29 protein-coding genes and 1 riboswitch are annotated in these 26,782 nt (G+C 69.2%); of the genes, 15 read left to right on the top strand and 14 right to left on the bottom strand.

Annotated elements, in window-relative coordinates:
* Positions 1-16: 16 nt before the first annotated feature.
* On the bottom strand, positions 17-325 hold the full coding sequence (locus BN976_RS02905) for a nucleoid-associated protein NapA (RefSeq protein ID WP_011778008.1): 309 nt from the start codon (positions 323-325) through the stop codon (positions 17-19).
* 138 nt (positions 326-463) lie between these two features.
* Here BN976_RS02905 and BN976_RS02910 point away from each other — a divergent pair, with 138 nt between their 5' ends.
* Genes BN976_RS02910 through BN976_RS02920 form a run of 3 tightly spaced genes read left to right on the top strand, consistent with a single transcriptional unit; the run spans position 464 to position 2,778 of the window.
* The gene (locus BN976_RS02910; RefSeq protein ID WP_011778007.1) at positions 464-1,057 is read left to right on the top strand and encodes a peptide deformylase; all 594 of its coding nucleotides are present in this window, start codon (positions 464-466) and stop codon (positions 1,055-1,057) included.
* Positions 1,058-1,060: 3 nt separating this feature from the next.
* Positions 1,061-1,954, top strand: coding sequence for an N-acetylglutamate synthase, CG3035 family (locus BN976_RS02915; RefSeq protein ID WP_036367743.1), 894 nt, complete (start codon positions 1,061-1,063; stop codon positions 1,952-1,954).
* A 5-nt stretch (positions 1,955-1,959) separates the two neighbouring features.
* Positions 1,960-2,778: an exodeoxyribonuclease III gene (locus BN976_RS02920; protein ID WP_036367745.1), complete on the top strand. Its 819-nt coding sequence runs from the start codon at positions 1,960-1,962 to the stop codon at positions 2,776-2,778.
* 152 nt (positions 2,779-2,930) lie between these two features.
* On the opposite strand, the gene BN976_RS02925 is transcribed toward BN976_RS02920, so the two are convergent.
* A complete protein-coding gene (locus BN976_RS02925) occupies positions 2,931-3,230 on the bottom strand; it encodes a hypothetical protein (RefSeq protein ID WP_036367747.1) in 300 nt (99 codons plus the stop codon).
* Between the two features lie 207 nt (positions 3,231-3,437).
* On the opposite strand from BN976_RS02925, the gene BN976_RS34260 reads away from it, so the two are divergent.
* Both BN976_RS34260 and BN976_RS02935 read left to right on the top strand, forming a co-directional pair.
* Positions 3,438-4,286, top strand: a complete 849-nt coding sequence (locus tag BN976_RS34260; RefSeq protein ID WP_036367748.1) for a hypothetical protein — start codon at positions 3,438-3,440, stop codon at positions 4,284-4,286.
* Positions 4,283-4,663, top strand: coding sequence for a DUF7715 family protein (locus BN976_RS02935; RefSeq protein ID WP_036367750.1), 381 nt, complete (start codon positions 4,283-4,285; stop codon positions 4,661-4,663). The genes BN976_RS34260 and BN976_RS02935 overlap by 4 nt, the downstream gene beginning before the upstream one ends.
* Here BN976_RS02935 and BN976_RS02940 read toward each other — a convergent pair.
* Complete coding sequence (locus BN976_RS02940) at positions 4,660-6,390, bottom strand: MFS transporter (protein ID WP_036367752.1); 1,731 nt, start codon at positions 6,388-6,390, stop codon at positions 4,660-4,662. The two genes, BN976_RS02935 and BN976_RS02940, sit on opposite strands and share 4 nt — an antisense overlap.
* 116 nt (positions 6,391-6,506) lie before the next feature.
* Positions 6,507-6,616, top strand: a riboswitch (TPP riboswitch).
* Here BN976_RS02940 and thiC point away from each other — a divergent pair.
* From thiC to BN976_RS02970, 6 genes are all read left to right on the top strand, one after another.
* Positions 6,608-8,158 carry a phosphomethylpyrimidine synthase ThiC gene (thiC, locus tag BN976_RS02945; RefSeq protein ID WP_036367754.1) on the top strand — a complete coding sequence of 517 codons (1,551 nt, stop codon included), beginning with the start codon at positions 6,608-6,610 and terminating at the stop codon, positions 8,156-8,158. Its footprint overlaps the riboswitch before it by 9 nt.
* Positions 8,155-8,991: a bifunctional hydroxymethylpyrimidine kinase/phosphomethylpyrimidine kinase gene (gene thiD, locus BN976_RS02950; RefSeq protein ID WP_036367756.1), complete on the top strand. Its 837-nt coding sequence runs from the start codon at positions 8,155-8,157 to the stop codon at positions 8,989-8,991. The genes thiC and thiD overlap by 4 nt, the downstream gene beginning before the upstream one ends.
* A complete protein-coding gene (locus tag BN976_RS02955) occupies positions 8,988-9,602 on the top strand; it encodes an alpha/beta hydrolase family protein (RefSeq protein WP_036367758.1) in 615 nt (204 codons plus the stop codon). The genes thiD and BN976_RS02955 overlap by 4 nt, the downstream gene beginning before the upstream one ends.
* Positions 9,603-9,616: 14 nt before the next feature.
* Positions 9,617-10,246 (top strand): DUF4190 domain-containing protein, encoded by a 630-nt coding sequence (locus BN976_RS02960; RefSeq protein ID WP_011777997.1) that lies wholly within the window; start codon positions 9,617-9,619, stop codon positions 10,244-10,246.
* 30 nt (positions 10,247-10,276) lie between these two features.
* On the top strand, positions 10,277-11,764 hold the full coding sequence (locus BN976_RS02965; protein WP_036367760.1) for a flavin-containing monooxygenase: 1,488 nt from the start codon (positions 10,277-10,279) through the stop codon (positions 11,762-11,764).
* 9 nt (positions 11,765-11,773) lie between these two features.
* A complete protein-coding gene (locus BN976_RS02970; RefSeq protein ID WP_011777995.1) occupies positions 11,774-12,040 on the top strand; it encodes a DoxX-related protein in 267 nt (88 codons plus the stop codon).
* Here the strand turns inward: BN976_RS02970 and BN976_RS02975 are convergent.
* Positions 12,007-13,233, bottom strand: coding sequence for a TetR/AcrR family transcriptional regulator (locus BN976_RS02975; protein WP_036367763.1), 1,227 nt, complete (start codon positions 13,231-13,233; stop codon positions 12,007-12,009). The two genes, BN976_RS02970 and BN976_RS02975, sit on opposite strands and share 34 nt — an antisense overlap.
* A gap of 22 nt (positions 13,234-13,255) precedes the next feature.
* On the opposite strand from BN976_RS02975, the gene BN976_RS02980 reads away from it, so the two are divergent.
* Together BN976_RS02980 and BN976_RS02985 are read left to right on the top strand one after the other, a co-directional pair.
* Positions 13,256-14,482 carry an APC family permease gene (locus BN976_RS02980; RefSeq protein WP_036367765.1) on the top strand — a complete coding sequence of 409 codons (1,227 nt, stop codon included), beginning with the start codon at positions 13,256-13,258 and terminating at the stop codon, positions 14,480-14,482.
* On the top strand, positions 14,479-15,723 hold the full coding sequence (locus tag BN976_RS02985) for a uracil-xanthine permease family protein (protein ID WP_011777992.1): 1,245 nt from the start codon (positions 14,479-14,481) through the stop codon (positions 15,721-15,723). Before BN976_RS02980 ends, BN976_RS02985 begins: the two co-directional genes overlap by 4 nt.
* On the opposite strand, the gene BN976_RS02990 is transcribed toward BN976_RS02985, so the two are convergent.
* The 9 genes from BN976_RS02990 to thiO are packed head-to-tail and all read right to left on the bottom strand — an operon-like array spanning position 15,720 to position 24,027.
* Entirely contained in the window at positions 15,720-17,186 is a 1,467-nt protein-coding gene (locus tag BN976_RS02990; RefSeq protein ID WP_011777991.1) for a M28 family metallopeptidase, read from the bottom strand. The genes BN976_RS02985 and BN976_RS02990 overlap by 4 nt on opposite strands.
* A complete protein-coding gene (locus BN976_RS02995; RefSeq protein ID WP_036369053.1) occupies positions 17,183-18,682 on the bottom strand; it encodes a M28 family metallopeptidase in 1,500 nt (499 codons plus the stop codon). Before BN976_RS02995 ends, BN976_RS02990 begins: the two co-directional genes overlap by 4 nt.
* A gap of 10 nt (positions 18,683-18,692) precedes the next feature.
* Positions 18,693-19,604 carry an alpha/beta fold hydrolase gene (locus BN976_RS03000; protein ID WP_036369056.1) on the bottom strand — a complete coding sequence of 304 codons (912 nt, stop codon included), beginning with the start codon at positions 19,602-19,604 and terminating at the stop codon, positions 18,693-18,695.
* A 10-nt stretch (positions 19,605-19,614) separates the two neighbouring features.
* Entirely contained in the window at positions 19,615-20,373 is a 759-nt protein-coding gene (locus BN976_RS03005) for an ABC transporter permease (protein WP_011777988.1), read from the bottom strand.
* The gene (locus BN976_RS03010) at positions 20,370-21,275 is read right to left on the bottom strand and encodes an ABC transporter ATP-binding protein (protein ID WP_036367767.1); all 906 of its coding nucleotides are present in this window, start codon (positions 21,273-21,275) and stop codon (positions 20,370-20,372) included. The genes BN976_RS03005 and BN976_RS03010 overlap by 4 nt, the downstream gene beginning before the upstream one ends.
* Positions 21,272-22,030, bottom strand: a complete 759-nt coding sequence (locus BN976_RS03015) for an SGNH/GDSL hydrolase family protein (protein ID WP_084182178.1) — start codon at positions 22,028-22,030, stop codon at positions 21,272-21,274. The genes BN976_RS03010 and BN976_RS03015 overlap by 4 nt, the downstream gene beginning before the upstream one ends.
* A complete protein-coding gene (gene thiG, locus BN976_RS03020; protein WP_051558262.1) occupies positions 22,027-22,815 on the bottom strand; it encodes a thiazole synthase in 789 nt (262 codons plus the stop codon). Before thiG ends, BN976_RS03015 begins: the two co-directional genes overlap by 4 nt.
* Position 22,816: 1 nt before the next feature.
* On the bottom strand, positions 22,817-23,014 hold the full coding sequence (gene thiS, locus BN976_RS03025; RefSeq protein WP_036367768.1) for a sulfur carrier protein ThiS: 198 nt from the start codon (positions 23,012-23,014) through the stop codon (positions 22,817-22,819).
* The gene (gene thiO, locus BN976_RS03030; protein ID WP_036367770.1) at positions 23,011-24,027 is read right to left on the bottom strand and encodes a glycine oxidase ThiO; all 1,017 of its coding nucleotides are present in this window, start codon (positions 24,025-24,027) and stop codon (positions 23,011-23,013) included. The genes thiS and thiO overlap by 4 nt, the downstream gene beginning before the upstream one ends.
* Before the next feature lie 136 nt (positions 24,028-24,163).
* Between thiO and thiE the strand changes: the two genes are divergently transcribed.
* Positions 24,164-24,829, top strand: a complete 666-nt coding sequence (gene thiE / locus BN976_RS03035) for a thiamine phosphate synthase (protein WP_036367772.1) — start codon at positions 24,164-24,166, stop codon at positions 24,827-24,829.
* On the opposite strand, the gene BN976_RS03040 is transcribed toward thiE, so the two are convergent.
* Entirely contained in the window at positions 24,813-25,304 is a 492-nt protein-coding gene (locus BN976_RS03040) for an NUDIX hydrolase (protein WP_036369065.1), read from the bottom strand. The genes thiE and BN976_RS03040 overlap by 17 nt on opposite strands.
* Positions 25,305-25,461: 157 nt before the next feature.
* Between BN976_RS03040 and glnX the strand changes: the two genes are divergently transcribed.
* Complete coding sequence (gene glnX / locus BN976_RS03045; RefSeq protein WP_036367774.1) at positions 25,462-26,781, top strand: protein kinase G-activating protein GlnX; 1,320 nt, start codon at positions 25,462-25,464, stop codon at positions 26,779-26,781.
* Position 26,782: the final 1 nt, after the last annotated feature.

Below are 26,782 nucleotides of genomic sequence, written 5' to 3' on the forward strand. Positions count from 1 at the left end.
ACGTTGCCCCGGTGACCTAAGTGACGTCGAAACCGAGGCGGCGCGCGGCGCGCGCCTTCTGCCTGCTGGCGCGCAGCCGGCGCAGCCGCTTCACCAGCATCGGGTCGGCCGCCAGCGCCTCCGGCCGGTCCACCAGCGCGTTGAGCACCTGGTAGTAGCGGGTCGCCGACATGGAAAACAGCTCCTTGATGGCGTCTTCCTTCGAGCCGGCGTACTTCCACCACTGCCTCTCGAAAGCCAAGATGTCGTGCTCTCGACGGGTCAGACCGTCGGTGGGCTCGGTGTCGTCCCCAGAACGCTCAGCCCGCGCGATGGCGCCGTCCATTTCGCTACTCGAACCCTTCCGGAATCGGGAATGACATCAGTGTGGTTTCGGCGAGTATTCAATCACGGCTCGGTCACGGACACCGTCACCAACCGCCGCGAGTCGGCGGCGAAAACAACGGCACCTAAGCTTCCACGCATGGCCGTTAGACCCATCCGCATCGTGGGAGATCCCGTCCTGCACACCGCCACCGAACCCGTGCCCGTCGGCGCCGACGGTTCGTTGCCTGCCGATCTGGCCGATCTCATCACCGACATGTACGACACGATGGACGCCGCCCACGGAGTCGGGCTCGCCGCCAACCAGATCGGGGTCAGCAAGCGGGTCTTCGTCTACGACTGCGCGGATGAGCGCAAGAAGACCACCCGCCGCCGCGGGGTGGTGATCAACCCCGTGCTCGAGACTTCCGAGATTCCCGAAACCATGCCGGACCCCGAGGACGACGACGAAGGCTGCCTGTCGGTGCCCGGCGAATCGTTCCCGACGGGGCGGGCCGACTGGGCGCGGGTCACCGGGCTGGACGCCGACGGGACACCGATCACCCTCGAGGGAACTGATCTGTTCGCCCGGATGCTGCAACACGAGACCGGTCATCTCGACGGGTTTCTCTACCTCGACCGGCTGATCGGTCGCAATGCGCGCAGCGCCAAGAAGACCGTCAAGTCCCACGGCTGGGGGGTTCCCGGACTGTCGTGGATGCCCGGCGAGGACCCCGATCCGTTCGGCCACTGACCGATGACCGAGGTGCCTGAAGTCGGCACTCGGGTCAGCCTGCGCTACCGGCTGCCGACAGACTCGGACCGGCCGTTCACCGACGTGGTCGGCCATATCGTCGACGCCGGCCCGGTGGTGCGGATCCACACCCGGCGCGGCGATGTCGTGGACGTCGCACGCGAGGACGTGGTGGCCGTCCGGGTGGTGCCCGAGATGCCGGTGCGCACCGGAGAGATCCGCAACCTTGAGCACGCCGCCGCGCTGGGCTGGCCGGGCACCGAACATCAGTGGCTGGACGGCTGGCTGCTCCGGCATGGGCACGGGGTCACGAGGCGCGCGAATTCAGCAGTGCCGCTGCGGTTTTCTTCTTTCAGCGAGATCGCAAAGGTTGCGGACTGGTATGCCGAGCGCGGGCTGCCCGCGCTGGTGTCCGCGCCGGACCGGCTGCTCCGGCTTCCCGACGGCGTCCCCACAGATGCCGAGAACCTGGTCATGGCAACCGATATCGCAGTTGCCGGGGTGACGGACGCAGCGGTCTCGGCATCGCCCGATGACAGGTGGCTGGCCCTGTACCGGCGGGACGTTCCGGTCGATGTGCTGACCGCCGTCGTCGACGGGGTGGTCGGTTTCGGTGAACTGGCCGGTGCCGCGGTAGGGCGGGTGGCGGTGACGGACGCACCGGACGGTACCCGCTGGGCGGGGGTCTCGGCGGTGCACGTGTCTGAGGACGCGCGTCGGCAGGGCCTGGCGCGACGGCTGTGCGCGGGGCTGCTGGACTGGGCTCACGGGCGCGGTGCGACGCGCGCCTACGTCCAGGTGGTCGTCGAGAACACCGCTGCGCGTGCGTTGTACGCGGCGATGGGCTTCCGGGTGCACCACCACTCGCGGTACGTCCGCGCGCAGGACCTACTGTAGGGCGCATGCGCCTGGCTACCTGGAACGTCAATTCGATCCGCGCCCGGGTCGACCGCGTCACCGATTGGCTGGAGCGCGCCGACGTCGACGTTCTGGCCATGCAGGAGACCAAGTGCTCCGACGACCAGTTTCCGACCATGCCGTTCGCGGCGCTCGGGTACGAGATCGTGCACTGCGGCTTCAACCAGTGGAACGGGGTGGCGATCGCCTCGCGGGTCGGCATCGACGACGTCGAGGTCGGATTCGACGGCCAGCCCACCTGGAATGACAAACCGGAGGTGGAGGCCGCCGCCGAAGCCCGCGCACTGGGCGCGACGTGCGGAGGGGTGCGGGTGTGGAGCCTGTACGTCCCCAACGGACGCACCGTCGACTCACCTCACTACGTGTACAAGCTGGAATGGCTTGCCGCACTTCGTGACACGGCCTCGTCGTGGCTGGAGTCCAACCCGTCGGCACCCATCGCCCTCGTCGGCGACTGGAACATCGCCCCCATCGACGACGACGTGTGGGACATATCGCTGTTTCAGGACAGCACACATGTCACCGAGCCCGAGCGCGCGGCCTTCAACGCCGTCGTCGACGCCGGATTCACAGACGTGGTACGACCTTTCACACCCGGCCCGGGCACCTTCACCTATTGGGACTACACCCAGCTGCGCTTCCCGAAGAACCGTGGCATGCGCATCGACTTCATCCTGGGCTCCCCCGCGCTGGCCGAACGCGTGGTCCACGCCGAGATCGCCCGCGATGAACGCAAGACCGGCAAAAACCGCATCGGGTCACCCAGCGACCACGCACCCGTGGTCGTGGACCTGAGCGACTGACCGCGCGGAAACGGGGCACCTCCTTGTGGGAGGTGCCCCGTTTCGGCTTTGACGGTTACCGACGTCGCCGCTTACGTGACGTCGGCCGGGTTATCCGCTCAGCGCACGTCGGCCGGATTGTGCGCTCAGCGCACGTCGGCAGAATTGTGCGCTCAGCGCACGTCGACGTAGTAGACGCTGCCTGTCACCGTCTGCTGGTAGGTGCGGTCGGTGAAGTCGTCGCGGACGGTGGAGCGGATGTCGCCGCCCTTGTGGACGCCGACGACGCTGGCTTCGCTCAGCGGGGCATCGGAGAGCCGGTTGACCACGACACGGTGGCCCTGGGCTTCGAGCTGGCTGATCGTCGCGTCGGCGTTACCGCCGGTGGGGGCGGCGATCGCGGGGGCGGCCAGGCCGAGCACGGCGGCGCTCAGGCCGGCGGTGATCGCGGTGGCGATGGTGAGGTTCTTCATGGTTCTGCTCTTCCCTTGTCTGGGGTCGGAGCCGTGGAGCGTGTCGCGCGGTTTCGACGTGTGGTGGTGTTCCGTTCTGGTAGATCGTGATCGATCTGACCGGTTAAACCCGCAGGTCAGGTCAATAATTCCAGTGGCAGAAATTGATCGGCGGCTGGCAGAAACACAGCGGTGAAACTTGCCCGACCGCCACCTATAATCGAACGCATGTTCGACATATCGATTCCCGGGCCCGCCGACCTGGCGGCGTTGGCGGACGCCGAACTCGTCGACGCCGCCACCGCGACCACGCAGGCGGAGAACGCGGTGTGTGCCCGCAAGCTGGCCGTGAGGGCCGAACTGTTCATCCGCCGCACCACACTGGCCCGCACCCTCGACGAACGCCGCAACGACGCCCACACCGCACTGCTGACCGGAATCACCACCCTGGCCTGCCAATGCGGGAACCCCGACCGCCACGCCAGCACCAACCCCCGACCCCTGCGCGACATCACCGTCTACGCCCTCACCGACCACACCACCACCGACAGCGGCGACGCCGACACGACCGACACGAGGGTCACCGCGGGAGGCGGCCAGGAGCACCAACTCGACGAGGAGGACGGTGCACGGGCGCCCACGACCGATGACGCCGAGACCGCCGATGACGCCGACGCGACAGTCGAGGCGAATCCGCCCGCCCCGCCGGCGCCCAAACCCCGCCGCCATCGCCTGGACCGCGCCCACCGGCCACACCTACACCACCCACCCCGGCAGCCGACTGCTGTTCCCCGCCCTGTGCCAACCCACCGCCACCCTCTGGACCGGCGAACCACCCAAAGTCCCACAAAGCCAACGACGCGGGGTCATGATGCCGCGGCGCCGAAACACCCGCGCCCACAACCACGCCGCCCATATCACCGCAGAACGACGACGGAACGCCCAAACACGCTACGCCACAACCGGAAACACCCCGCCATACCTACCGCGCGACCACATCCCCTACCAATCCTCCACCGGATGGCGCCAACCCGACTATGGCAACGACCCACCACCGTTCTAGGAGAGAATGAATGAAAATCCTTGTGGCAACAGGCCATACGCAGGGCACGCATCCCGGCGACTACCACTTCTGCATCGAGCGTGAACTGGTCTGGATCCAGGAACCGTGCGACCGTGACCTTCGCGACCCTGACGGGCCCTGCGGCTGTGGGCGAGGGTTCGCTGGGGCGGCATCACATCGGGCCACCACCACCGCGATGGTTGTGGAATCCGAGATGAGCCGCGACGACGTGGTTCTCGCATTCCAGACCAGTCTCGACGACGGCGGATGGCCGGTCGCGTGGGCCGAAGACGTCGCCGACGAGAACCTGGAGATCGCCGCGCGACTGCCCGCCGGCGCGATCATCACCCGGAAGCTGGAGCACTTCTTTGTCAGAGGCGCGCTGTTCTAAGGGTTCTCGACAACCTCGGCGTAGCGGCCCGGGTTGAACATCGAGGCGATCATGCCGATCACCATCATGATCGCCGCGGCGACGAACACCACGACCAGACCCGAATGGAACGGCTCGATGATCAGATGCGGGAAGAAGGTCTGACCGGTGAGCACCTCGGCGTTGACACCGGGCTGCTGCAGCGCGTGGTAGGGCTCGAGCAGTTCGGCGATCGGGTTGTAGCCGAGGAATGCGGCGAACAGGCTCCCGACCGGTGGTAGATCCGCCACTTGTTGGGCGACGTCGGCGGAAACCCCTTGCTCCTGAAGACCGCTGCTCAGCGCTCCCGGCAACGTGTTGGCCAGCCCGACGACCATCAGCGAGAAGAAGATTCCGATCGACAGCGACGATCCGGCGTTGAAGAAGGTGGCGCGCACCCCGGACGCCGCACCACGTTCCGACGGCGGGACGCTCGACATGATGGCCGCGGTGTTCGGCGCGGTGAAGATGCCGCCGCCGACCCCGTTGAGGAAGATCAGCACGGCGAACACCCAGTAGTCGAAGTCCACCGGGATCATCACCAGCGCGATGAACGAGCCCGCCATCAACAGCATTCCGCCCACGGTCAACGGTCTCGCGCCATACCGGTCCGACAGCCACCCGGCGATCGGTCCGGCCAACAGGAACCCGACCGTGATGGGCAGCATGTAGATCGCGGCCCACAGTGGCGTCACCTCGAAGTCGTAGCCGCGCAGCGGAAGCCAGATGCCCTGCAACCAGATGATCAGCATGAACTGCAGGCCGCCGCGTCCCATCGACGACATCAGCCCGGCGACGTTCCCCATCCCGAACGCCGCGGACCGGAACAACCGGACGTTGACCATCGGCTGAGCCACCCGCAGTTCGACGACACAGAACACCACCAGCAGCGCCAGCCCCGCGGCAATCGACCCCAGCACCCACGGGTTGGTCCACCCGGTCGTCGACCCACCGTAAGGCTGGATGCCGTAGGTGATTCCGATCAGCAGCACCGTCAGCCCGATGCCGAACGTGAGCGTGCCCGCCCAATCGAGCCTGCCCGGCGTGCGCACGCCGATCTCGACCAACGACCGCAGGCTCCAGACCGTGCCCGCCAGCCCGATCGGCACACCCACCCAGAAGATGGCCTGCCAGTGCCACTCCGAGAGCACACCGCCGACGAGCAGACCCAGGAACGAGCCGGCCACCGCGGCGACCATGTTGACACCGAGCGCCATGCCGCGCTGATTGGCCGGGAAAGCGTCGGTCAGGATCGCCGACGAGGACGCCATCAGCATCGCCCCACCGATACCTTGGATCACCCGCCATGCGATCAGCCAGATCGCGCCACCGTCCAGATGGAACGGATCGAACGACAGCGCGATCGCCGCGACGGTGAACACCGCGAAGCCGACGTTGTAGATCCGCACCCGGCCGAACATGTCGCCGAGTCGCCCGAACGGCACGACCAGTACCGCGGTCACCACCAGGTACCCCATCAACATCCAGAGCAGATAGCTGATGTTGGCCGGCGCGAGCGGGTTCAGCCCGATGCCGCGGAAGATGGCCGGCAGCGAGATCAGCACGATCGAGGCGTTGATCGTCGCCAGCAACGTGCCGAGCGTGGTGTTCGACAGGACGATCCACTTGTAGTGCGGGTGGTCGGCGTTCATGCGGCTGCGCCGTCGCGCGGTCTCCGCTGCTGCACCGGTCTCGATCTCCGTCGTCATCACTCACCCACCTCGCCCACAAAAGAACATATATTAGCTATACAAATTACCGCCGGTCAATTCGAAGTACCGGCCGTGCTGTTCCCTGGGCCCGGTCGCTGCGCTAGCGTGGCACTCGCCACTAACGCGGGAGCGCGTACCGAGCGCGCTGAGAGGACGGGTAGGCCCGTCGACCGTACGAACCTGACCGGGTAATGCCGGCGTAGGGAGAACGCACATGTCTGACGTCGTCAATGTCACCACCGGGCCCATCGCGGGCAGCACCAAGGTGTATCGGAACGGGGTGCCGTTCCGTCGGGTCAACCTCACCACCGGCGAGCATCTCGACCTGTACGACACCTCCGGCCCGTACACCGATGCCGGCGCCGTCATCGACCTCGAGGCCGGCCTGCCCCACCGTCGGGTGACCCGGAACCGCGGTACCCAGCTGCAGCGGGCCCGCGCCGGTGAGATCACCGCCGAGATGGCCTTCATCGCCGAACGCGAAGGGGTTTCGCCCGAACTCGTCCGCGACGAGGTGGCCCGCGGCCGCGCGGTGATCCCCGCCAACCACAACCACCCCGAGGCCGAGCCGATGATCATCGGCAAGGCGTTCGCGGTGAAAATCAATGCGAACATCGGCAACTCGGCGGTGACCTCCTCCATCGCCGAAGAAGTCGACAAGATGGTCTGGGCCACCCGCTGGGGCGCCGACACCATCATGGACCTGTCCACCGGCCGCGACATCCACCAGACCCGAGAGTGGATCCTGCGCAACTCACCCGTGCCCGTCGGCACCGTCCCGATGTACCAGGCCCTGGAGAAGGTCGGCGGCGACCCGGTGAAGTTGACCTGGGAGGTGTACCGCGACACCGTCATCGAGCAGTGCGAGCAGGGCGTGGACTACATGACCGTGCACGCAGGCGTGCTGCTGCGCCACATCCCGCTCACCGTCGATCGCGTGACGGGCATCGTCTCGCGCGGCGGCTCGATCATGGCCGCGTGGTGTCTGGCCCACCACCGGGAGTCCTTCCTCTACACCAACTTCGAGGAGCTCTGCGGCATCCTCGCCCGCTACGACGTGACCTTCTCGCTGGGCGACGGGCTGCGGCCCGGCTCCATCGCCGACGCCAACGACGCCGCCCAGTTCGCCGAGCTGCGCACCCTGGGCGAACTCACCGGGATCGCGAAATCCCATGGTGTGCAGGTGATGATCGAGGGGCCCGGGCACGTCCCGATGCACAAGATCGTCGAGAACGTGCGCCTGGAGGAGGAACTGTGCGAGGAGGCGCCGTTCTACACCCTCGGCCCGCTGGCCACCGACATCGCACCCGCCTACGATCACATCACCTCGGCGATCGGCGCGGCGATCATCGCGCAGGCCGGCACCGCGATGCTGTGTTACGTGACGCCGAAGGAACACCTCGGGCTGCCGAACCGCAAGGACGTCAAGGACGGCGTCATCGCCTACAAGATCGCCGCCCACGCCGCCGATCTCGCCAAGGGCCACCCGGGAGCGCAGGCCAGGGACGACGCCCTGTCCAAGGCCCGCTTCGAGTTCCGCTGGGAGGACCAGTTCAACCTGTCACTGGACCCCGACACCGCCCGCGAATTCCATGACGAGACCCTGCCGGCCACGCCGGCCAAGACCGCCCATTTCTGTTCGATGTGCGGCCCCAAGTTCTGCTCGATGCGGATCAGCCACGAGGTACAGGAAGCCATGAAGGAGAAGTCCCGCGAGTTCGCCGATCAGGGGAACAAGGTGTACCTACCGGTGGTGACGTCGTGACGTTCCTGCCGCTCACCCCACCGGGCCAAACCCCTCTGCGGGTGATGACGATCGCCGGGTCGGACTCCGGCGGCGGGGCGGGCATCCAGGCCGATATGCGCACCTTCGCGCTGCTCGGACTGCACGGCCTGGTCGCCGTCACCGCGGTCACGGTGCAGAACTCGGTGGGCGTCAAGGGCTTTCACGAGATACCGCTCGACATCGTCGCGGGTCAGATCGAGGCGGTGGCTTCCGACATCGGGCTGCAGGCCGCCAAGACCGGCATGCTGGCGTCGTCGGAGATCATCGAGACCATCGCCGACACCTGGGTCGCCCAGGGACTGCACGGCAGCGTTCCGCTGGTCGTCGACCCGGTCTGCGCGTCCATGCACGGCGACCCGCTGCTGCACCCCAGCGCGCTGAACGCCCTGCGCGACAAGCTGTTCCCGCTGGCCACCCTGGTGACGCCGAACCTCGACGAGGTCCGCCTGCTCGTCGATATCGACGTGGTCGACGAGGAGTCCCAGCGTGCCGCCGCGCGCGCCCTGCACGCCCTCGGCCCGCAGTGGGCCCTGGTCAAGGGCGGGCATCTGCGATCGTCTTCACACAGCCCCGATCTGCTGTTCGACGGCACCGACTTCCACGCATTCGATTCCACCCGCATCGACACGGTGCACGACCACGGCGCCGGAGACACCCTGGCCGCCGCGATCGCCAGCGCGCTGGCACACGGCTATCCGGTACCCGACGCGGTCGCTTTCGGGAAGCGCTGGGTCACCGAATGCCTGCGTGCCGCATACCCGTTGGGGCACGGCCACGGACCGGTGTCCGCGTTGTTCCGGCTCACGACATGACCCTCGAAGACATAACCGGCGTCGCGCACCGCCCCGACGGCACACCCGCTGGTGTCGTCGCACTGACGCACGGCGCAGGCGGAAACCGGGAATCGCCGATGCTGCAGGCCCTCTGCGAGGAGTGGGCGCGCCGCGGATGGCTCGCGGTGCGCTACAACCTGCCCTACCGCCGGCGCCGCCCTAAGGGCCCACCGTCCGGCTCGGCGACCGCCGACATGGCGGGCATCGTCGAGGCGGTCACCGCGGTGCGAGCCCTCGCCGACGGCCCCGTCATCGCGGGCGGTCACTCGTACGGCGGGCGGCTCACGTCGATGGCGGTCGCCGACGGGCTTCAGGTCGACGTGCTGACGCTGTTCTCCTATCCTCTGCACCCGCCCGGCAAGCCGGAGCGCGCCCGCACCGAACACCTGCCGCGCATCACGGTGCCCACGGTGTTCACCCACGGCACCGCCGACCCGTTCGGCACGCTCGACGAGCTGAGGTCCGCCGCCGACCTCGTGGCGGGCCCGACCGAGATCGTCGAGGTCACAGGCGCCCGCCACGATCTGAACTCCAAGAAATTCGACGTTCCCGCGCTTGCGGTCGATGCCGCCCTGCGCATGCTGGGCTGAGCTATCGTCGCAGCGTGACCGTGCCGCCGCCCTATCCGCCGCCGCCTCCGCTGCCGTATCAGGGCGGGCCCGGCCAGCCGTACTACCCGCCGCCCCGGCGGACCAACTGGTGGGCGGTGGTCTCGCTCATCTTCGGCGTCATCGGTGGGGTCCTGATCAGCCTGGTCTGCGGCATCGTCGGCTTGGCCAAGGTCAAGCAGTATCAGAGCGGCCGCGGCATGGCGATCGCGGGCATCGTGCTCTCGGTGCTGTGGTCGATCGCAATCGTGGCGATCATCATCGCGGCGGTCAACGACGACACCGTCAACGCCACGAACGTCAAGCTCGGCGACTGTCTCGCCGAGATCCCCGGCGGGGAGCGGGTGGCGAGCGTCAAGACCGTCAGCTGTGACCAGCCGCACGCCGGCGAGGTGTTCGCCGTGTTGACGATGCGGGACGGCGACTTCCCCGGTCAGGCCGCGGTCGAGGCGTACCACGAGAAATGCAGCCCTGAACTGCAGCGCTACTCGCCGGAGTCCATGACGGACGACTCGGTGCAGCTCTACGTGCTCTACCCCACCGCCGAGACGTGGGAGGACGGCGACCGCACGGTGACCTGCATCGCGACCCTCGACCCGCCGCGAACCGGGTCCCTCAAAGGCTGAGTTTTCGGGGACCTCGGGTACCGTTACGCCATGATTTCGGAGCACTTCGACGCGGTCATCGTCGGAGCCGGGTTCGCGGGTATCGGGGCCGCCATCCAGTTCAAACGGATGGGCATCGAGAACTTCGTGATCCTGGAACGTGAAGACGATCTGGGCGGCACGTGGTACGTCAACCACTACCCGGGGCTCGCCGTCGACGTCCCCACCACCACCTACTCGTACTTCTTCGAGCCGAACCCCAACTGGTCGCGGCTGTTCTCCACCGGCGCCGAGATCAAGCAGTACGCCGACGATGTCGCCGACAAGTACGACGTGCGCAGGCACATCCGGTTCGGTGTGACAGTGGGGGGCGCGCGCTGGGATGACGACGCCCAACTCTGGCGGGTGAACCTCGCCGACGGTGAGACGGTGGACGCCCGGTACCTGGTCACCGCCACCGGATTCCTGTCACAGCCCCACATGCCCGACATCCCGGGCATCGCCGAGTTCGACGGACGGGTCATCCACACCACCGCGTGGGACGACTCCTACGATCCGACCGGCGAGAAGATCGGCATCATCGGCACCGGCGCCACCGCCGTGCAGCTCATCCCCGAGCTGGCCGAGAAGGCTGCCGATCTGACGGTCTACCAACGCACCCCGATCTGGGTGGTGCCCAAGATCGACTTCCGGTTCTCCGAGCGCGCCAAGCAGCTGTTCGCCCGGATCCCGTTGACCCAGCGCCTGATCCGCGTGATCACCGACACCATCTACGAGCTCATGGTGTGGGTGGCGGTCCTGCACAACCGGCAGACCCGCGGCCGGTTCAACATCGCCGCGGGCGATCTGGCCAAGATGCATCGGTTCGCCACCATCCGGGACAAGGAACTGCGGGCCAAGCTGACCCCCGACTACGACTTCGGCTGCAAGCGGCCCACGTTCTCGAACAGCTACTACCGCACCTTCACCAAGCCGCACGTGCACCTGCAGGACAGCGGCATCGCCAAGATCGAGTCCGACGGCATCGTCGGCAACGACGGCACCAAGACCCCGATCGACACCCTGGTGCTGGCCACCGGTTTCGACCTGTGGGAGGCCAACTTCCCCGCCATCGAGGTGATCGGGCGCGACGGCCGAAACCTCGGGAAGTGGTGGCGCGAGACCAGGTTCCAGGCCTACCAGGGTGTTTCGATGCCGCACTTCCCGAACTTCCTGTCGCTGGCCAGCCCCTTCGCGTTCCTCGGGTTGAACTTCTTCAACACGGTGGAGTACCAGATGCGGCACATGGATCGTCTCTTCGGCGAGTTGAGGCGCCGCGGTGCAACGACTTTCGAGATCACCGAGGAAGCCAACGCCCGGTACCTGGCCCGCATGACCGCGCTGCTCGGCGACTCGCTGTTCACCAACGGAAGTTGCGCGACCGCGCGGTCCTACTACTTCAATCCCAGCGGTGAGCCGACCCTGCTTCGCCCCACCTCCACCAGAGCCGCGATCCGCGAGGCCACCGACTTCCCGATCGACGACTACCGCATCGTCTAGTATCCGGTTGTGCCCAACGAAAATTCGCGTGCCGCCACCGTCGCCGGACTGGCCCTTGCCGGGGCCGGCGTGTCCCACTTCGTCGCCCCTGCGCTCTACGAGGGCCTGACCAAGCCGGCGTTCCCGACGAACACCCGGCAGCACGTGTACGTCGACGGTGCCATCGAGACCGCCGTCGGCCTCGGTATCGCCTCCCCCAAGACGCGCAGGCTGGCCCTCGTCGGGCTGGTGGTGTACCTGCTCTATTTGGCAGGCAACGTCGCCCGTAACCGGTAGCGGCCCAGCAGCGTCATATCCACCAGGCCCGACACGGTCTCCCTGGCCTCTTCGGAGTTCTCGTACCGCATCAGGCGGCCGAGGTCGACCACAAGGGCCATCGCCGCGTGCACGGCGAAGCGCGCTTCCGCGGCGCTCCACTCCGGTCGGACCGCGACAACGAGCTCGACCCACGACTCAACGGTCGAGCGCTGAAGGTCGCGCACGATGCGTTGGTCGGCGGCCGACATGTTGAGCCGCTCGCTGTAGTAGACGCACTCCAACTCGGGCTGGTCGAACGACCGCTGCACGTAGCCGTCGATGACGGCGGTGAGCGCCTCCTCGGGGTCCGACATCGTCGCCACGACGGAGGCGAGTTCGGCCGACACCCGGTCGGCGGCGCGCCGGAAGATCGTGGCGAGGATGTCACTCTTGCCCGAGAAGTACTTGTAGATACCGGAAGTCGGCATTCCCACCGCCGACGCGATGTCCTCCATGGTGGTGTCGCGGTAGCCGTTGCGGTCGAACAACTGCATCGATGCGGTCAGCAGCGCCTCGTATTTGGACGGCTCGGCCGTGGGCCGCGCCGGCACGACGTCGGGCGGGTAGCGCCGCGGATCGGCCGACAGCTCGGCACCCAGCACCGCGCGCGAGATCTGCGCGATCAGCGCGTGCACCTGCGCGGCCGGCAGTTTCGCGCGGTGGTCGACGATGCTGCCGACGATCGACAGCACCGCCGTGGACAGCGTCGAGCGCTGCCGTGCGGTCAGCTCGGGCCGCAACGCCGACAGCGGGCGGTGGATCCGGTGGTGCACCGTGTGGATCTGCTGCAGCAGCGTGGCCTGGTCGTCGCCGCGCAGGTACCGGCCCTCCCAGCGGTACAGACCGCCCGAGCCGCGGTTGGCCAGCGCGGTGTCGGTGAGCGCCGACACCAGCCGGTCGAGCACCACCTGCGGGTCGTCACCCTCGATTCCGGCCGTACCGTCGACGAGTTGCTGGCCGAGGTTGAGCACCGCATCGCGGAACAGCTCGTACTTGCTGGAGTAGTGCCGGTACAGGGCGGCGGCCGAGATACCGACGCGTGAGGCGATCATCTCCATGCTGACGCCGTAATAGCCCAGCGCACTGAACGCCTCGGCCGACGCGCGCGCAATCTGCGCTTTCCGGTCTTTCGGCCGTCGTCGGATGCCGTGATCATCGGCGGTGCTCGCCACCGAACCACGATATCGTGGGCGCGTGAGCTCGCCTGGTGGGTCGACGCTTGATCGTCGCCTCGGAGTGTTCGACACCGTCACCATCGGCCTGGGCTCGATGATCGGCGCGGGAATCTTCGTCGCGCTGGCCCCGGCAGCGGCCGCGGCGGGCAGCGGGCTGCTGATCGGGCTGGCGGTCGCGGCCGTGGTCGCGGTCTGCAATGCGATGTCGTCCGCCCGGCTCGCGGCGCGCTACCCGCAGTCGGGCGGCACCTACGTCTACGGCCGCGAGCGCCTCGGCCCGTTCTGGGGTCACGCCGCGGGCTGGAGCTTCATCGTCGGGAAAACGGCGTCCTGCGCGGCGATGGCGCTGACCGTGGGCTTCTACGCCTGGCCGGAGTACGCCAATGCGGTCGCCGTCGCCTCGGTGGTCGCGCTGACAGCCGTGGGTTACGCCGGGGTGCAGCGGTCCGCGGCGTTGACGCGCATCATCGTCGCGCTGGTGCTGGCGGTGCTGGCCATGGTGGTGGTCGTGCTCCTCGGGTTCGGGGGCGCCGACACCTCCCGGCTCGCCCTCGGCGACGACGTCACGGTGTACGGGGTGCTGCAGGCGGCGGGTCTGCTCTTCTTCGCCTTCGCCGGCTATGCGCGCATCGCCACACTGGGTGAAGAGGTTCGCGATCCGGCCCGCACCATCCCGCGCGCCGTGGCATTGGCACTGGTGATCGCCCTGATGGTGTACGCGGTGGTCGCGGTGGCGGTGGTGAGCGAACTCGGTGTCGCAGGCCTGGCGTCGGCCACCGCCCCGCTGTCGGATGCGGTCCGGGCCGCCGGATTTCCCGGCCTCACACCCGTGGTGAACGTCGGGGCCGCGATCGCGGCGCTCGGCGCGCTGCTGGCGCTGCTGCTGGGGGTGTCGCGGACCACGCTGGCGATGGCGCGCGACCGGTATCTGCCCGCGGGCCTGGCCGCCGTGCACCCGAATCACGGCACACCGCACCACGCGGAGGTGGCCGTCGGCCTGGTCGTCGCAGTGGTCGCGGCCTTCGTCGACCTGCGCGGCGCGATCGGGTTCTCGTCGTTCGGGGTGCTGCTGTACTACGCGATCGCCAACGCGTCGGCGTGGACACTGGGCGCGCGGCTGATACCCGCGATCGGGCTGGTCGGCTGCCTGGTCCTGGCGTTCACGCTGCCGCTGACGTCCGTACTCGCCGGCGCCGCGGTGGTGCTGGTCGGCATGATCGCCTACACGATCGGAGGCACGCGATGAGAGCCTGGACGAAGGTTGATTCGCGGCCTGACCCGGATTTCGTGGTCGCACCCGACGAACGGCTGAGCTGGCCGCGCACGCTCGGCCTGGGCGCCCAGCATGTGGTCGCCATGTTCGGGGCCACCTTCCTCGTCCCCGTGCTCACCGGTTTCCCGCCGGCCACCACGCTGCTGTTCTCCGGTGTCGGCACCATCCTGTTCCTGCTGATCACCGGCAACCGGCTACCCAGCTACCTGGGGTCGAGTTTCTCGGTCATCGCCCCGGTGACCGCAGCGGTGGCTTCAGAGGGCACCGGCAGCGCGCTCGGCGGAATCGTCGCGGTCGGGGTGCTGCTGATCCTTGTCGGCGGTGTGGTGCACATGGTCGGCACCCGCTGGCTCGACCTCACGCTCCCCCCGATCGTGACCGGCGCGATCGTCGCGCTGATCGGGTTCAACCTGGCCCCGGCGGCGAAGAACAACTTCGAACAGGGCCCGCTGCTCGGGTTGGTGACCCTGGTGCTGCTGGTCGCCGCGCTGGCTTTCTTCCGCGGCATGATCGGCAGGCTCGCCATCTTCGTCGCGGTCGCCACCGGTTACGTGCTGGCGTTGCTGCTCGGCGAGGTCGACACGTCGGGCATCGCGACCGCCCCCTGGATCGGGCTGCCCGAATTCGAGGCCCCGACGTTCACGCTGTCCGTGTTGCCGATGTTCCTGCCCGCGGTGATCGCGTTGATCGCCGAGAACATCGGCCACGTGAAATCGGTCAGCCAGATGACGAAGACGGATCTCGACCCACTGATGGGACGAGCACTGGCCGCCGACGGGGTCGCGACGACGCTGGCCGGGTTCGGTGGCGGCTCGGCGACGACGACGTACGCCGAGAACATCGGCGTGATGGCGGCGACGCGGGTGTACTCGACGGCCGCGTACTGGGTGGCCGCGCTGGTCGCCGTCGCTTTGTCGTTGTGCCCCAAGGTGGGTGCGGTCATCGTTGCGGTCCCGGCCGGGGTGCTCGGCGGTGCGACGGTGGTGCTGTACGGGCTCGTCGGCATCCTGGGTGTGCGTATCTGGCTGACCAACCACGTCGACTTCTCCAAGCCGATCAACCAGATGACCGCGGCCATCCCGCTGATCATCGGCATCGCCGACTTCACCTGGAGCGCAGGCGGTCTCACGTTCACCGGGATCGCGCTCGGATCGATCGCCGCGCTGCTGATCTACCACGGCATGCGGTTGCTCGGCTTCCGGCAGCGCGGCTAGGGCGCACTCCGGTCGCGCTCGTCCCGCGCAGGCACCCCGTTCACGCCGTCGATCGACTGCGCGTAGGTGCCGATCGCGAACGCCGCGGAGGACGCCATGATCGCCAGCGCACCCCGGTCGACGTTGTCGATGTCGTCGCGCGGGGTGTGGTAGTTCGGGTCGAACGCCACCCCGGCCTGTCCGCCCCAGAGCCGGGCCTGCACCTCGGTTTTGAGCTGCGAGGAGCCGGTGGTGAGCCCGCCGACGGGTATCCCGGCGGCCAGGAAGGGGCCGTAGTCGGTGGTCCGGGTCAGCGGCATGTCCGCGGGACGCACCCCCGCGGTGTTCAACCGGGCGGCCAGGGTGCGTTCGATTCCCGCCGAGCCGTCCGGCACCGGGGCGACCGGACCCGTCTGCGTGGACTGGTCGCCGTCGTCGGTGAAGTAACCGGGGTTGGGTGAGCCGACCATGTCGAAGTTCAAGTAGAGCGCGATGTCGTCGAGCTGCTCCTTGCTCAGCGACCGCAGGTAGGTCTTGGAGCCGTCCATCGACACCTCTTCGGCTCCCCAGAACGTGAACCGGACGGCGTTGGCCGTCTGCGGTTCCCCGCCGAGCTGGACGGCGGTCTCCAGCACGGTGGCCACGCCGGACCCGTTGTCGTTGATCCCCGGCCCGGACCGCACGCTGTCAAGGTGCGCCCCGACCATGACGACGTTGCGCGCATCCCCGGTTCTGGTCTGCGCGACCACGTTTCGCGATGTCGTCATCACCGGCCTGTTGTCCAGCACCAGCGTGACCGGCGACTCGGTGCGACGCAGCGCGGCGTCCGCCGCCGGATCGATGACGCCCACCGGGACGGTCAGGTCGTGGTAGTAGCCCGGCGAGAACAGGGTCGGCGCCGCGCCGACGGGCCGCGACGGGCTGGCCTGACTGACCACGAGCATGCCGACCGCGCCCTCGGCGACCGCGACGCGCTGCTTGGTCACGATCGAGCATCCGGCGTCGTCGACGACGGCGATGGCCTTGGCGACCGATACGTCACCGTAGTCTGCGGCGGTGCATCCGGCCGGGCGGCGCGGGCGCAGGGTGATCGCCTTCAGCCCGCCCGGCGGCGTGGTGAGCAGCAGCGAGGCCTGGTCGACGCGGAACTGCCGGCCGGCCACCGTGAGCGACGGCTTGCCACCCTCGGAGCCGGACAACCGTTGAAACTCGGGGGTCTGGACATCGAAGCCCTTGTCGCGCAACAGCTGTGCCACGTAGTCGACGCTGGCCTGGTAGCCGGGTGAGCCGTCGGCGCGGTTGCCGTCATTGGCGTCGGCGATCTCCTGGAACTTCCCGAGATGGCCGTACACCCCGTCGATGGTGACCTTGTCGGCCAGCTCAGGTCCCAGTCCCGCCACCGGCGCCTGCAGGCCCGACGAGCAGGAAACGACCAACGCACACACCGCGACCAGCGCGCCGAGCCCGCTGCGACGGGATGTCATGGCGCGGTCAGCTTGTGGCGGATGCGATCCTCGCGGATCGGGATACCGTTGCGGCCGCGCTGATCCTGTGCGTAGAGCCCGACGGAATAGGCGACGCCGCTGCCGTGGATCTGCAGCGCCGTGCGGTCGATGTGTTCGAGCGTGTCGGAGGCCTTGTGGTAGTTCGGGTCGAACGGCTCGTCGGCCCGCCCACCCCAGATCTCGGCCTGCTCGGCGGACATCTTGTCCTCCGCACCCGAGAAGAGGCCTCCCGCAGGCACTCCGACCATGGTGAACCCGTCGTAGTCGGACCGGCCGTTGAACGAGGTGTCCTGCGCCGGCTTCCCGGCCCGGTCGAGGTAGGCCATCAGCATGCGCTCGATCCCGGCGGACCCCTCGGGCACCCGGGGCACGCCCTCCCCCTGGCCGGGCGGGGTGGACTGGTTCCCGTCCATGGTGAAGTAGCCCGGGTTGGGGGAACCGAGCATGTCGAAGTTCAGGTAGAGCGCAATGTCCTTGAGCGCCTCGGCGTCCAGGGAGGTGACGTAGTCGCGCGAGCCGAGCAGGCCCTCTTCTTCGGCTCCCCAGAATCCGAACCGCACGGCGTTGGCCACCTCCGGTGTACTGCCCAGCTGCAGCGCGGTTTCCAGCACGGCCGCCACCCCGGAGCCGTTGTCGTTGATGCCCGGCCCCTCCGCAACGCTGTCGAGGTGGGCGCCGACCATGACGACATCGGCCGTTGACCCGGTCTTGGTCTGCGCGATCACGTTGCGGGACTGCTCGACCCGCACCCCGGCGTTGAGGTTGAGCACCGCCGGTGCGCCCTGCTGGCCGCGGAGCCGTTCGCCCACGTCCTTGGTGACGTAGACGACCGGGATCTTCACGTCGGTGGACTCCCCGAGCGTGCCGGCCCCCAGGTCGCCGCCGTCCTGGCTGTCGGCGACGATCAGGGCCACCGCACCGCGCTCGGCGGCCACCGCCTGTTTGCCGCCGAACGGGCACGCCCCCCGGTCGACGAGCACGACCGCGCCCTGCACCGGAAGTCCGTTGTAGTCGTCTGCGGTGCAGCCCGGGGTGTCCTCGCTGCGCGCGGCGACCAGCGGCCCGGAGACCCCCTCGGGCCCGGCACCGATGGTGAACTCCATCGGCCGGGCCGCCGTCTTGGCGCCCGCCACGGTCAACGACGGCTCGTCGGCCCACGGGATCCTGACGTCGAACGTGGGGGTCTGCACCTCGAAACCCTTGTCCCGCAGAGCGTCAACGACGTAACCCACGCTCGCGTCGTAGCCGGGCTCACCGAGTGCCCGGTTACCGCCGTTGTCGTCGGCGATCTCCTGCAGCCTGGTCAGGTGGGCCATCATCGCGTCGGCGGTGACCTTCTTCGACAGCGCGTCGGCGAACTCCGCGGCCGCAGCCTGATCGCGCACCGGCTGCGGCGCGGGGTCCGCGTTACGACTGCAGCCGGCGACGACCAGCAGGGCGACGGCCAGCAGGGCCACGAGTCTTGTCCGGAGCACGGCCACCACGTTAGCGCGGTCCGGAGCAGTCACCGAGATACTGCAGGACCGCCGCAGCGGTCTCGGCCGGCCGCTCGATCTGCAGAAAGTGTCCGGCCGCCGGGATCGTCACCACCCGGCTACCCGGCGGCAGCACCGCACCGATCGGCTCGGCGTACCCGGCCTGCATGGCGCCGTCCTGCTTGCCCTGCACGTGCAGGATGGGCGCCCGGGGCAGCTCGAAGCACCACTTGTGCAGGTCGGCGTACATCCGTCCCGGGCGCGACGGACGAACCATGGCGCGGTAGTAGGACACCGCGGCGCGGCGGTGGGCCGGGCTCGGCAGCGCAGCCAGTGCGTCGTCGAGCTCTGCGGCGGTGTCGTAACCCGCGGGTCCCCAGTCCTGCCAGAGCCTCGGGATGACCCGCGGCAGCAGCCGTTCGGGCAGTCCCGGCAACTGGAAGAACAGGATGTACCAGCTGTTGCGCAGCTGGCGCGGCATCATGCGCAGCTGCCGGGCCAGCGATCCGCGGGTGCGGTTGATCGCGCCGACGGGCGGCACCGCCATCGAAACATGGTCGGCGAAAGGCGATTCCGGGTACGCGGCGATGGCGCTGGCGGTGAACGCACCCCAATCGTGGCCGATCAGGACCGCGTCGTCGGGGGCTCCGAGTTCCCGGTGGACGGCGAGCGCGTCGTACATCAGGGCGCCGATGTGGTAGTCGCCGTCGGGGGCAGGCCCCGTCGGCGCGTACCCGCGGGAGAACGGAGCCACCACCCGCATGCCGTGTTCGGCCAGCAACGGGGCGAACTTGCGCCAGCCCCATGCGCTGTCGGGGAAGCCGTGCAGGCACAGCACGAGCCGGCCGTCGGGCGGACCCCACGACAGCGCGGCGACGTCGAGATGTGGCAGGCTCAGCCTGAGCGTCTGCGGTGCGGTCACCTGCGCCATGCTAAGTGTCTCGTCGATTGACGGTGATCAGGGCCGCAACGAACACGGTGGCCACGACGGCGGTGAAGTAGCCGAGCGAACCCGGACCGCCCCAGTGCATCGCGAACTCGGGGAACAGCCACTGCACGTCGAGGAACCGGAACATGTTCGCGAACGGTAGATAGGGGCCGATCTGCCAGCCGCGGCCCGGCAGGTTGGCGAGCAGCGGCTCGATGAGCAGAGGCCAAAGCAGCAGGACCGTCACCGCGCCCGCCGTGTGCCGCAGCAGCGTGGCGACCCCGACGCCGAGCACGGCCGCCGGCGCCGCGTACAACGCGATGGCGGCCACGAAGCCCGCCGTGGCCGCCGGCGTCAGCGCGTCGCCGACACCCGGATCGGCCACCAGGCGCGCCACCAGGACCGAGCCGACCACCATCACCGCCGCAGACAAGGCCGAGAACACGGCCGCGACAAGCGCTTTGGCGCAGAACACCAGCGTGCGGTGAGGCGTCGCCATGAATGTGGTGGCGATCAGGCCGCTGCGGTACTCCCCCGTCACCGTCATCGCCGAGACGACCATCAGGACCGGAACCCCGAACACCGCCACGCCGAGCGCCGCGTCGGGCACCGTCAACCGTGCGTAGTCGTAGGCGACGGAGGCCTGCAGCGCCGACAACCCGAAGCTGAGCACCGCAGCAGCCACCGTGGCCCACAGCGGTGAGCGCAACGTGGTCAGCTTGATCCGCTCGGCGTTCAGGACGGCGCCGGCAGTCGCCATCATCGGGGGGTCCCGCGGTACTCGGTGGCGTCGTCGGTGGACGCCAGGTAGGCCTGCTCCAGCGAAACCTGTTGTGAGCTCAGCTCGTGCAACGCGATGGAGTGCGCCGCGGCGAGCTCGCCGACGGCCTCGGTGGTGGTGTCGTGCACCGTCAACGACGTACCGTCCCCCCGCACGGCCAGCCCGGCCGCGGTGAGCACCGTGTGCAGGTCCTGCAGCCGCGGGCTGCGCACGCGCACCACGGCCCCGCCGGAGCGCCCGATGAACTCGGTCACCGTGGTCGATGCGATCAGGCGACCTCTGCCGATGACGACCAGGCGGTCGGCGGTGTTGGCCATCTCCGACAGTAGATGGCTGGACACCAACACGGTGCGGCCCTCTCCCGCCAGTGTCCGCAGCAGCGTGCGGACCCAGTGAATGCCCTCGGGGTCAAGGCCGTTGACCGGTTCGTCGAACAGCAGCACCGGCGGGTCACCCAGCAGTGCCGCCGCGATGCCCAGCCGCTGGCTCATGCCCAGCGACAGCGTCCCTGCCCGCGAGCCCGCCACCGCGGTCAGCCCCACCATCGCCAGGACCTCGTCGGGGCGCTTGGGCCCGATGCCGTTGGTGGCGGCGATCCAGCGCAGGTGGTTACGCACGGTGCGGTTCGGGTGTATCTGCCTGGCATCCAGCAGCGCGCCGACCGTGCGCAGCGGATTCCTGAGCTGTCGATAGCTCTTCCCGTCGATGGTGGCGGTGCCCGACGTGGGATGAGCGAGGCCGAGGATGATCCGCATGGTCGTGGTCTTGCCCGCGCCGTTGGGCCCGAGGAATCCGGTCACCACGCCGGGCTCGATCGTGGCGGTCAACCCGTCAACAGCCCGCGAGGACCCGTAAACCTTTGTCAGCGCCCTCAGTTCGATCATGCGGCCGCCGCCACAACCAGGTCGGCGACCGCGCGCATACCGTCGGCGTTGGGGTGCAGCGGAGCCGGCCTGCCCGGGATCGGCAGCGCCGGCAGGGTTGTCCAGGGCGCGCCCGACCAGGCGTGGTGGTTGCGGCTCGCCTCGGCGGCGGCCACCAGGCCGCAGCCGGTGGCCTGCGCCGCATCGGCGGTGAGCTGCTCGAGCGTGGCGGCGACGTGCCTGCCGAGTGTCAGGTCGGCGGCGCGCAACGGGGGTGCGGCGCCGGTGGGCGGGAGCAGGGTCAGGTAGTCGACGAACAGCACCGTGGCATGCGGTGCGCGGCGCCGGATCTCGTGGCCGACCTGCACCAGCGCGCCGCCGGTTTCGGCGAGCGCGAGATACCGCGCCGACGGATCCAGCAGTTCGCGTAGCCGGGCGCCGAGCAGCGGCACCCGCCGCACCCGCCCGGGCAGGGCGGCGGCGAGCAGCATCGGGACGTAACCGGCGTCGTTCCCTCCGATCGTCACCGTGACCAGGGTCTCGCCGCCGTCGAGGGCGTGGATCTGCGGTGGTGCCCCGCGCTGGGATTCGGACAGCACGTGCGCGGTCGTCGCCCCGGAGTAGGTGACGTCGACGAGGTCGAGCCCGAGCGCGGCGGCGACCAGGTGCGGGTAGTTGCGGGCGGACCGGCCCGCCGTCCGCGGTGAACCCGGCGCCCGCGGCGCGATGCCCGGCCCGGCAGCCATCGAACTGCCCAGGGCCACATACCTGCTCACAGCGAGGGGCTGCTTGCCTGCGCCCAGAACCTCTTGGGGATGCGGCCGGCCCGGCGGGCCAGGTATCCGGCCCGGACCGCGGCCGCCATCGCCGCTGCCATCGCGGGCGGATCCGCGGAGCGGGTCACCGCGCTGGCCAGCAACACGGCGTCACAGCCCAGTTCCATGGCCAGTGCGGCGTCGCTGGCCGTGCCGATACCCGCGTCGAGGATGACGGGCACGCTCGCCTGGTCCACGATCATCTCGATGTTGTGCGGGTTGGCGATGCCCAGCCCGGTGCCGATCGGCGAGCCGAGGGGCATGACCGCGGCACAGCCCGTCGCCTCCAGCCGCCGCGCGAGGACGGGGTCGTCGTTGGTGTAGGGCAGCACCACGAATCCGTCGTCGACGAGTTGTTCTGCCGCCCTGACCAATTCGATGGCATCGGGCAGCAACGTGCGCTCGTCGGCGATGACCTCCAGCTTGACCCAGTTCGTCTGCAACGCCTCGCGCGCCAGCTGGGCGGTCATCACCGCCTCGGCCGCACCGCGGCAGCCCGCCGTGTTGGGCAATGGGGAGATGCCAAGTCGGGTCAACAGATCCAGCACCCCGGTGCCGCCTTCGGCGTCAACCCGGCGCATCGCCACCGTCGTGAGTTCGGTTCCGGATGCGACCAGCGCCGCCTCCAGCACCGCGAGGTTGGCCGCACCGCCGGTGCCGAGAATCAGCCGCGAACCGAACTCGCGCCCGGCGATGCTGAGCTTGCCCGTCGTGAAATCAGAGTCAGCGAACTCGGAAACCGCCACATCAGCCACCCTGCACCGCCGCCACCACCTCGACCTTCGCTCCGTCCGTCAGCGCGGTGTCCCACTGCGAGCGCGGAATCACCGCCCAGTCCACCGCCACCGCGATTCCCTTCTCCGGGAAGCCCAGCCGATCGAGCAGCGCAGCGACCGTGATGGCGTCGTCGACCTCCACCAACTCGTCGTTGACCGTGACCTTCATCGGACCAGCGCTCCTTCCAACTCGGCGGCGATCGAGTCCGCCGTCCAGGGCGCCAACAGGAAACCCGACCGGCCGTGCCCCGCCGCGACCAGTGTGCGCTCGTCGAGCCTGCCGACGAGCGGGAGGTTGTCGGGCGTCATCGGCCGAAGCCCGGCCGCCGCCTCGGCGAACTCGTATTCGCCCAGTGCGGGCATCACCGCGCAGGCGTCGTCGAGCAGATCGCGGACCCCGCTCACCGTGGGTGCGGTGTCTCGTCCGTGCTCGTACTGCGTCGCCCCCACCACCACACCGTCGGCGCGCGGCACCACGTAGACCTGCCGTCCGTGCACCCGGGCCCGCACCACCCGCCGCGGAACCGGCAGGCAGCCGGGTCGCCAGCGCAGGCGTAGCACCTCACCTTTCACCGGCCGGACCGGGAGGCCGGGCCACAGTTTGGGGGCGTCGATGCCGTTGGCGAGCACCACCGTGTCCGCGGGGCCGACGTCGGTCAGCGTCGCCACCGGCGGCGCCCACTCGACGTCGAGTCGTTCACACTCGGCGGCCAGCGCCGCCACCACCGCCCGGTTGTCGACCGCCAGCTCGGTCTCGGCCCGGAATCCGTGCCGGATACCTTGCGCGAGAAGCGGTTCGACATCCCGCGCCGCAGTCGTCACCGTCACCGGGTGACCCTGCCCGGAAAGCCACGCCGCGACGGTCTGCAGGTCCGCGGCGTCGGCCCGGTCGACGGCGACCACCAGTGACTCGCGTGCGGTGACCACCTCCGGGGGCAGACCATCGAGAAATCCCTCCCGCCAGAGCCGAAGCGAGTCCAGACCGATCTGGAGCAGCCGCTCCTCGCCGGGCCAGCCCTCGCTGTGCGGGGCCAGCATCCCGCCGGCGACCCACGACGCACCCGCCTCGGTGGTGCGGTGCACCCGCACGGCCCAGCCGTCCTGCAGCGCCCGCCGTGCCACCGAGAGCCCGATGACGCCGCCGCCGACGACGGCGAGCGTTCCGCGGGTGTGGGCTGGCACTGGCTGGCTCCCTTCGCCGGCATGACCCGGATCAGGTGTGACGGTAAGAGCCGGCGGGCTCACTCTCAGTCCCCGTACCCGGGACTCCCGTGTGGTCGGCTACCAGCCTACGTCGCGGCGGCGCTAGCGTTCGAGGGTGCGTGAATCCCGCAACCTCGACAGCGCTGCGCTGTACCTGTGCACCGATGCCCGCCGCGAACGCGGCGACCTGGCCGAGTTCGCCGATGCGGCGCTGGCCGGCGGTGTCGACATCATCCAGTTGCGCGACAAGGGCTCGGCGGGCGAGCAGCGCTTCGGCCCGCTGGAGGCCCGCGAGGAGATCGCGGCACTCGAGGTCCTCGCCGACGCGGCGCGCAGGCACGGCGCACTGTTCGCGGTCAACGACCGCGCGGACATCGCGCTCGCCGCGGACGCCGATGTGCTGCACCTCGGCCAGGACGATCTGCCGCTGACCGTGGCCCGCCGGATCGTCGGGGACCGCATCGTGGGCCGTTCGACGCACGACCTGGATCAGGTCAAGGCCGCGGTAGGTGAAGCCGTCGACTACTTCTGTGTGGGTCCGTGCTGGCCGACGCCGACGAAACCGGGCCGCCCCGCACCGGGACTGGACCTGATCAGGGCGACTGCCGCGCTGGGCACCGACAAGCCGTGGTTCGCGATCGGCGGCATCGACGCGGAGCGTCTGCCCGACGTACTCGACGCCGGGGCACGGCGCGTGGTGGTGGTGCGGGCCATCACCGCAGCCGACGACCCCGGGGCCGCGGCCGAACGGCTCGCCGGGATGCTCAGCGCTGCGGGTTGACCAGCAGCGGGATCGACGCGGTGACCTCGCGCAGACGGTCCCAGCTCGCGGCGAACCCGGGATGCAGCGGCAGGTTGGCGACCTCGTCCTCGGCCACCCAGCGGAGCTCGGCACTCTCCCGGTTGGGGATGGTGGCCAACTGTTCCTCGGCGTCGGCGATGACCGTCGTGTACGTCCACCCGGACGCCTCGGCGGTGACGACGGTCGTCCGCACGGTCAGCTGATCGGCAGGCAGGCCGGCTTCCTCTTCGGCCTCGCGCACCGCCGCCTGCTCGGCCGTCTCGTGGCTGTCGCGGGCGCCGCCGGGGAGTCCCCAGGTGCCGCCCTGATGACTCCACGGTGCCCGGTGCTGGAGCAGCACCGCCGCCGATCCGCCGGGTCCCGGCGCGCGTAGCAGCAACCCGGCCGCGCCGTGCCTGCCCCAGTACGCATTGCCGGCTTCCGACACAACCCAGCCGTCACCGTCGCCACGCACGCGTTCAGGATAGGGAACCGCCACGGAATTCGGGGCACCTGAATCCACACGCGTCGCACGAGTACCTCTTAGAATTCCCTCATAGAAGGTCGGCGCTCGATAGAGTTGGCCGAACGACCGCCGGAAAGATCGAGACCAGGATGAGGTCCGCGCAGACGTGACTGTGGAGTTGGCGCACCCCTCGACCGAACCTCTCGCGTCACGGTCGCCGACGACACCGTCGCATCCGCGGTGGTGGTTCCTCTGGACCACGCCGGGCCGGATCCTCAGCATCGGGATGGTGCTGGCCGCGCTGGTGGTCGGCAGCGCGTTCGCGACGTCGACGACGATCAACGACCGCCAGCAGGCGTTGACGACCGTGTTGAACCACACCGAACCGCTGGCGTTCGCCGCCGGGCAGCTCTACACCACGCTGTCGGTCGCCGACGCCGCGGCGGCCACCGCCTTCATCGCCGGCGCCGAACCGCGCGCGGTCCGGCAACGCTACGAGCAGGCCATCACCGACGCGTCGGTCGCGGTGACACGGGCGTCGAGCGGGCTGACCGAGGAGGAACTGGTCCAGCTGCTCGGCCGGATCAACGCGCGTCTTGCGGTGTACACCGGTCTGGTGGAGACGGCCAGGACCAACAACCGGGCGGGCAACCCGGTCGGTTCGTCGTACCTGTCGGAGGCCTCAGCGCTGATGCAGCAGCAGATCCTGCCGGACGCGCAGCGGCTCTACGAGGAGACCTCGGCCCGGGTGGACGCCGAGACCACCGCGTCGACCCGGATCCCGACACCGGTGATCCTGGTGGTCGTCGCGACGCTGTTGTTCGGGGTGTTCGCCAACCGCTGGCTGGCCAAACGCACGCGCCGGCGCGTCAACATCGGCTTCGTCGCGGGTGGGCTGGCGGTGTTGATCATGCTGATCTGGGTCGGTACGGCCCTGGTGATCTCGACCAGCGACAGCCGCAGCGCCAAGGAGACCGCGGCCGAGTCGCTCAAGACTGTGACGACGCTGGCGATCACCGCACAGCAGGCGCGCGCCGACGAAACCCTGTCGTTGATCCGCCGGGGTGACGAGAATCTGCGCAAGCAGTCGTACTACCAACGCATCGACGACATGAAGCAGCAGCTGGCGCGTTATCTGTCGCGCGACGATTCGATCGACAAGACCGATCTGGCCGACGCCGGGGCGCTGCTGGACCGGTGGCGCGCCGCCGACGACCGGATCTCCGCGTACATCGCCGTCGGCAACTACCAGGCCGCGACGCAGGTGGCGTTGGGCACCGGCGAGGACGACTCCACACCGGCGTTCGACAAGCTCGACGCGGCGTTGACCAAGGGCATCGACCAGAGCCGGACCCAGTTGCGCAATGACATCGTCAACGCCCGCCGGGTGCTGTCGGGGGCGACGGTCGGCGCCGCGGCGCTGTCGATCGTGGCGGCCGTGGCGGTGGCGTTGGGGATCTGGCCGAGATTGAGCGAGTACCGGTGAT

It is taken from the genome of Mycolicibacterium austroafricanum (assembly GCF_000612725.1).
GTDB lineage: Bacteria > Actinomycetota > Actinomycetes > Mycobacteriales > Mycobacteriaceae > Mycobacterium > Mycobacterium austroafricanum.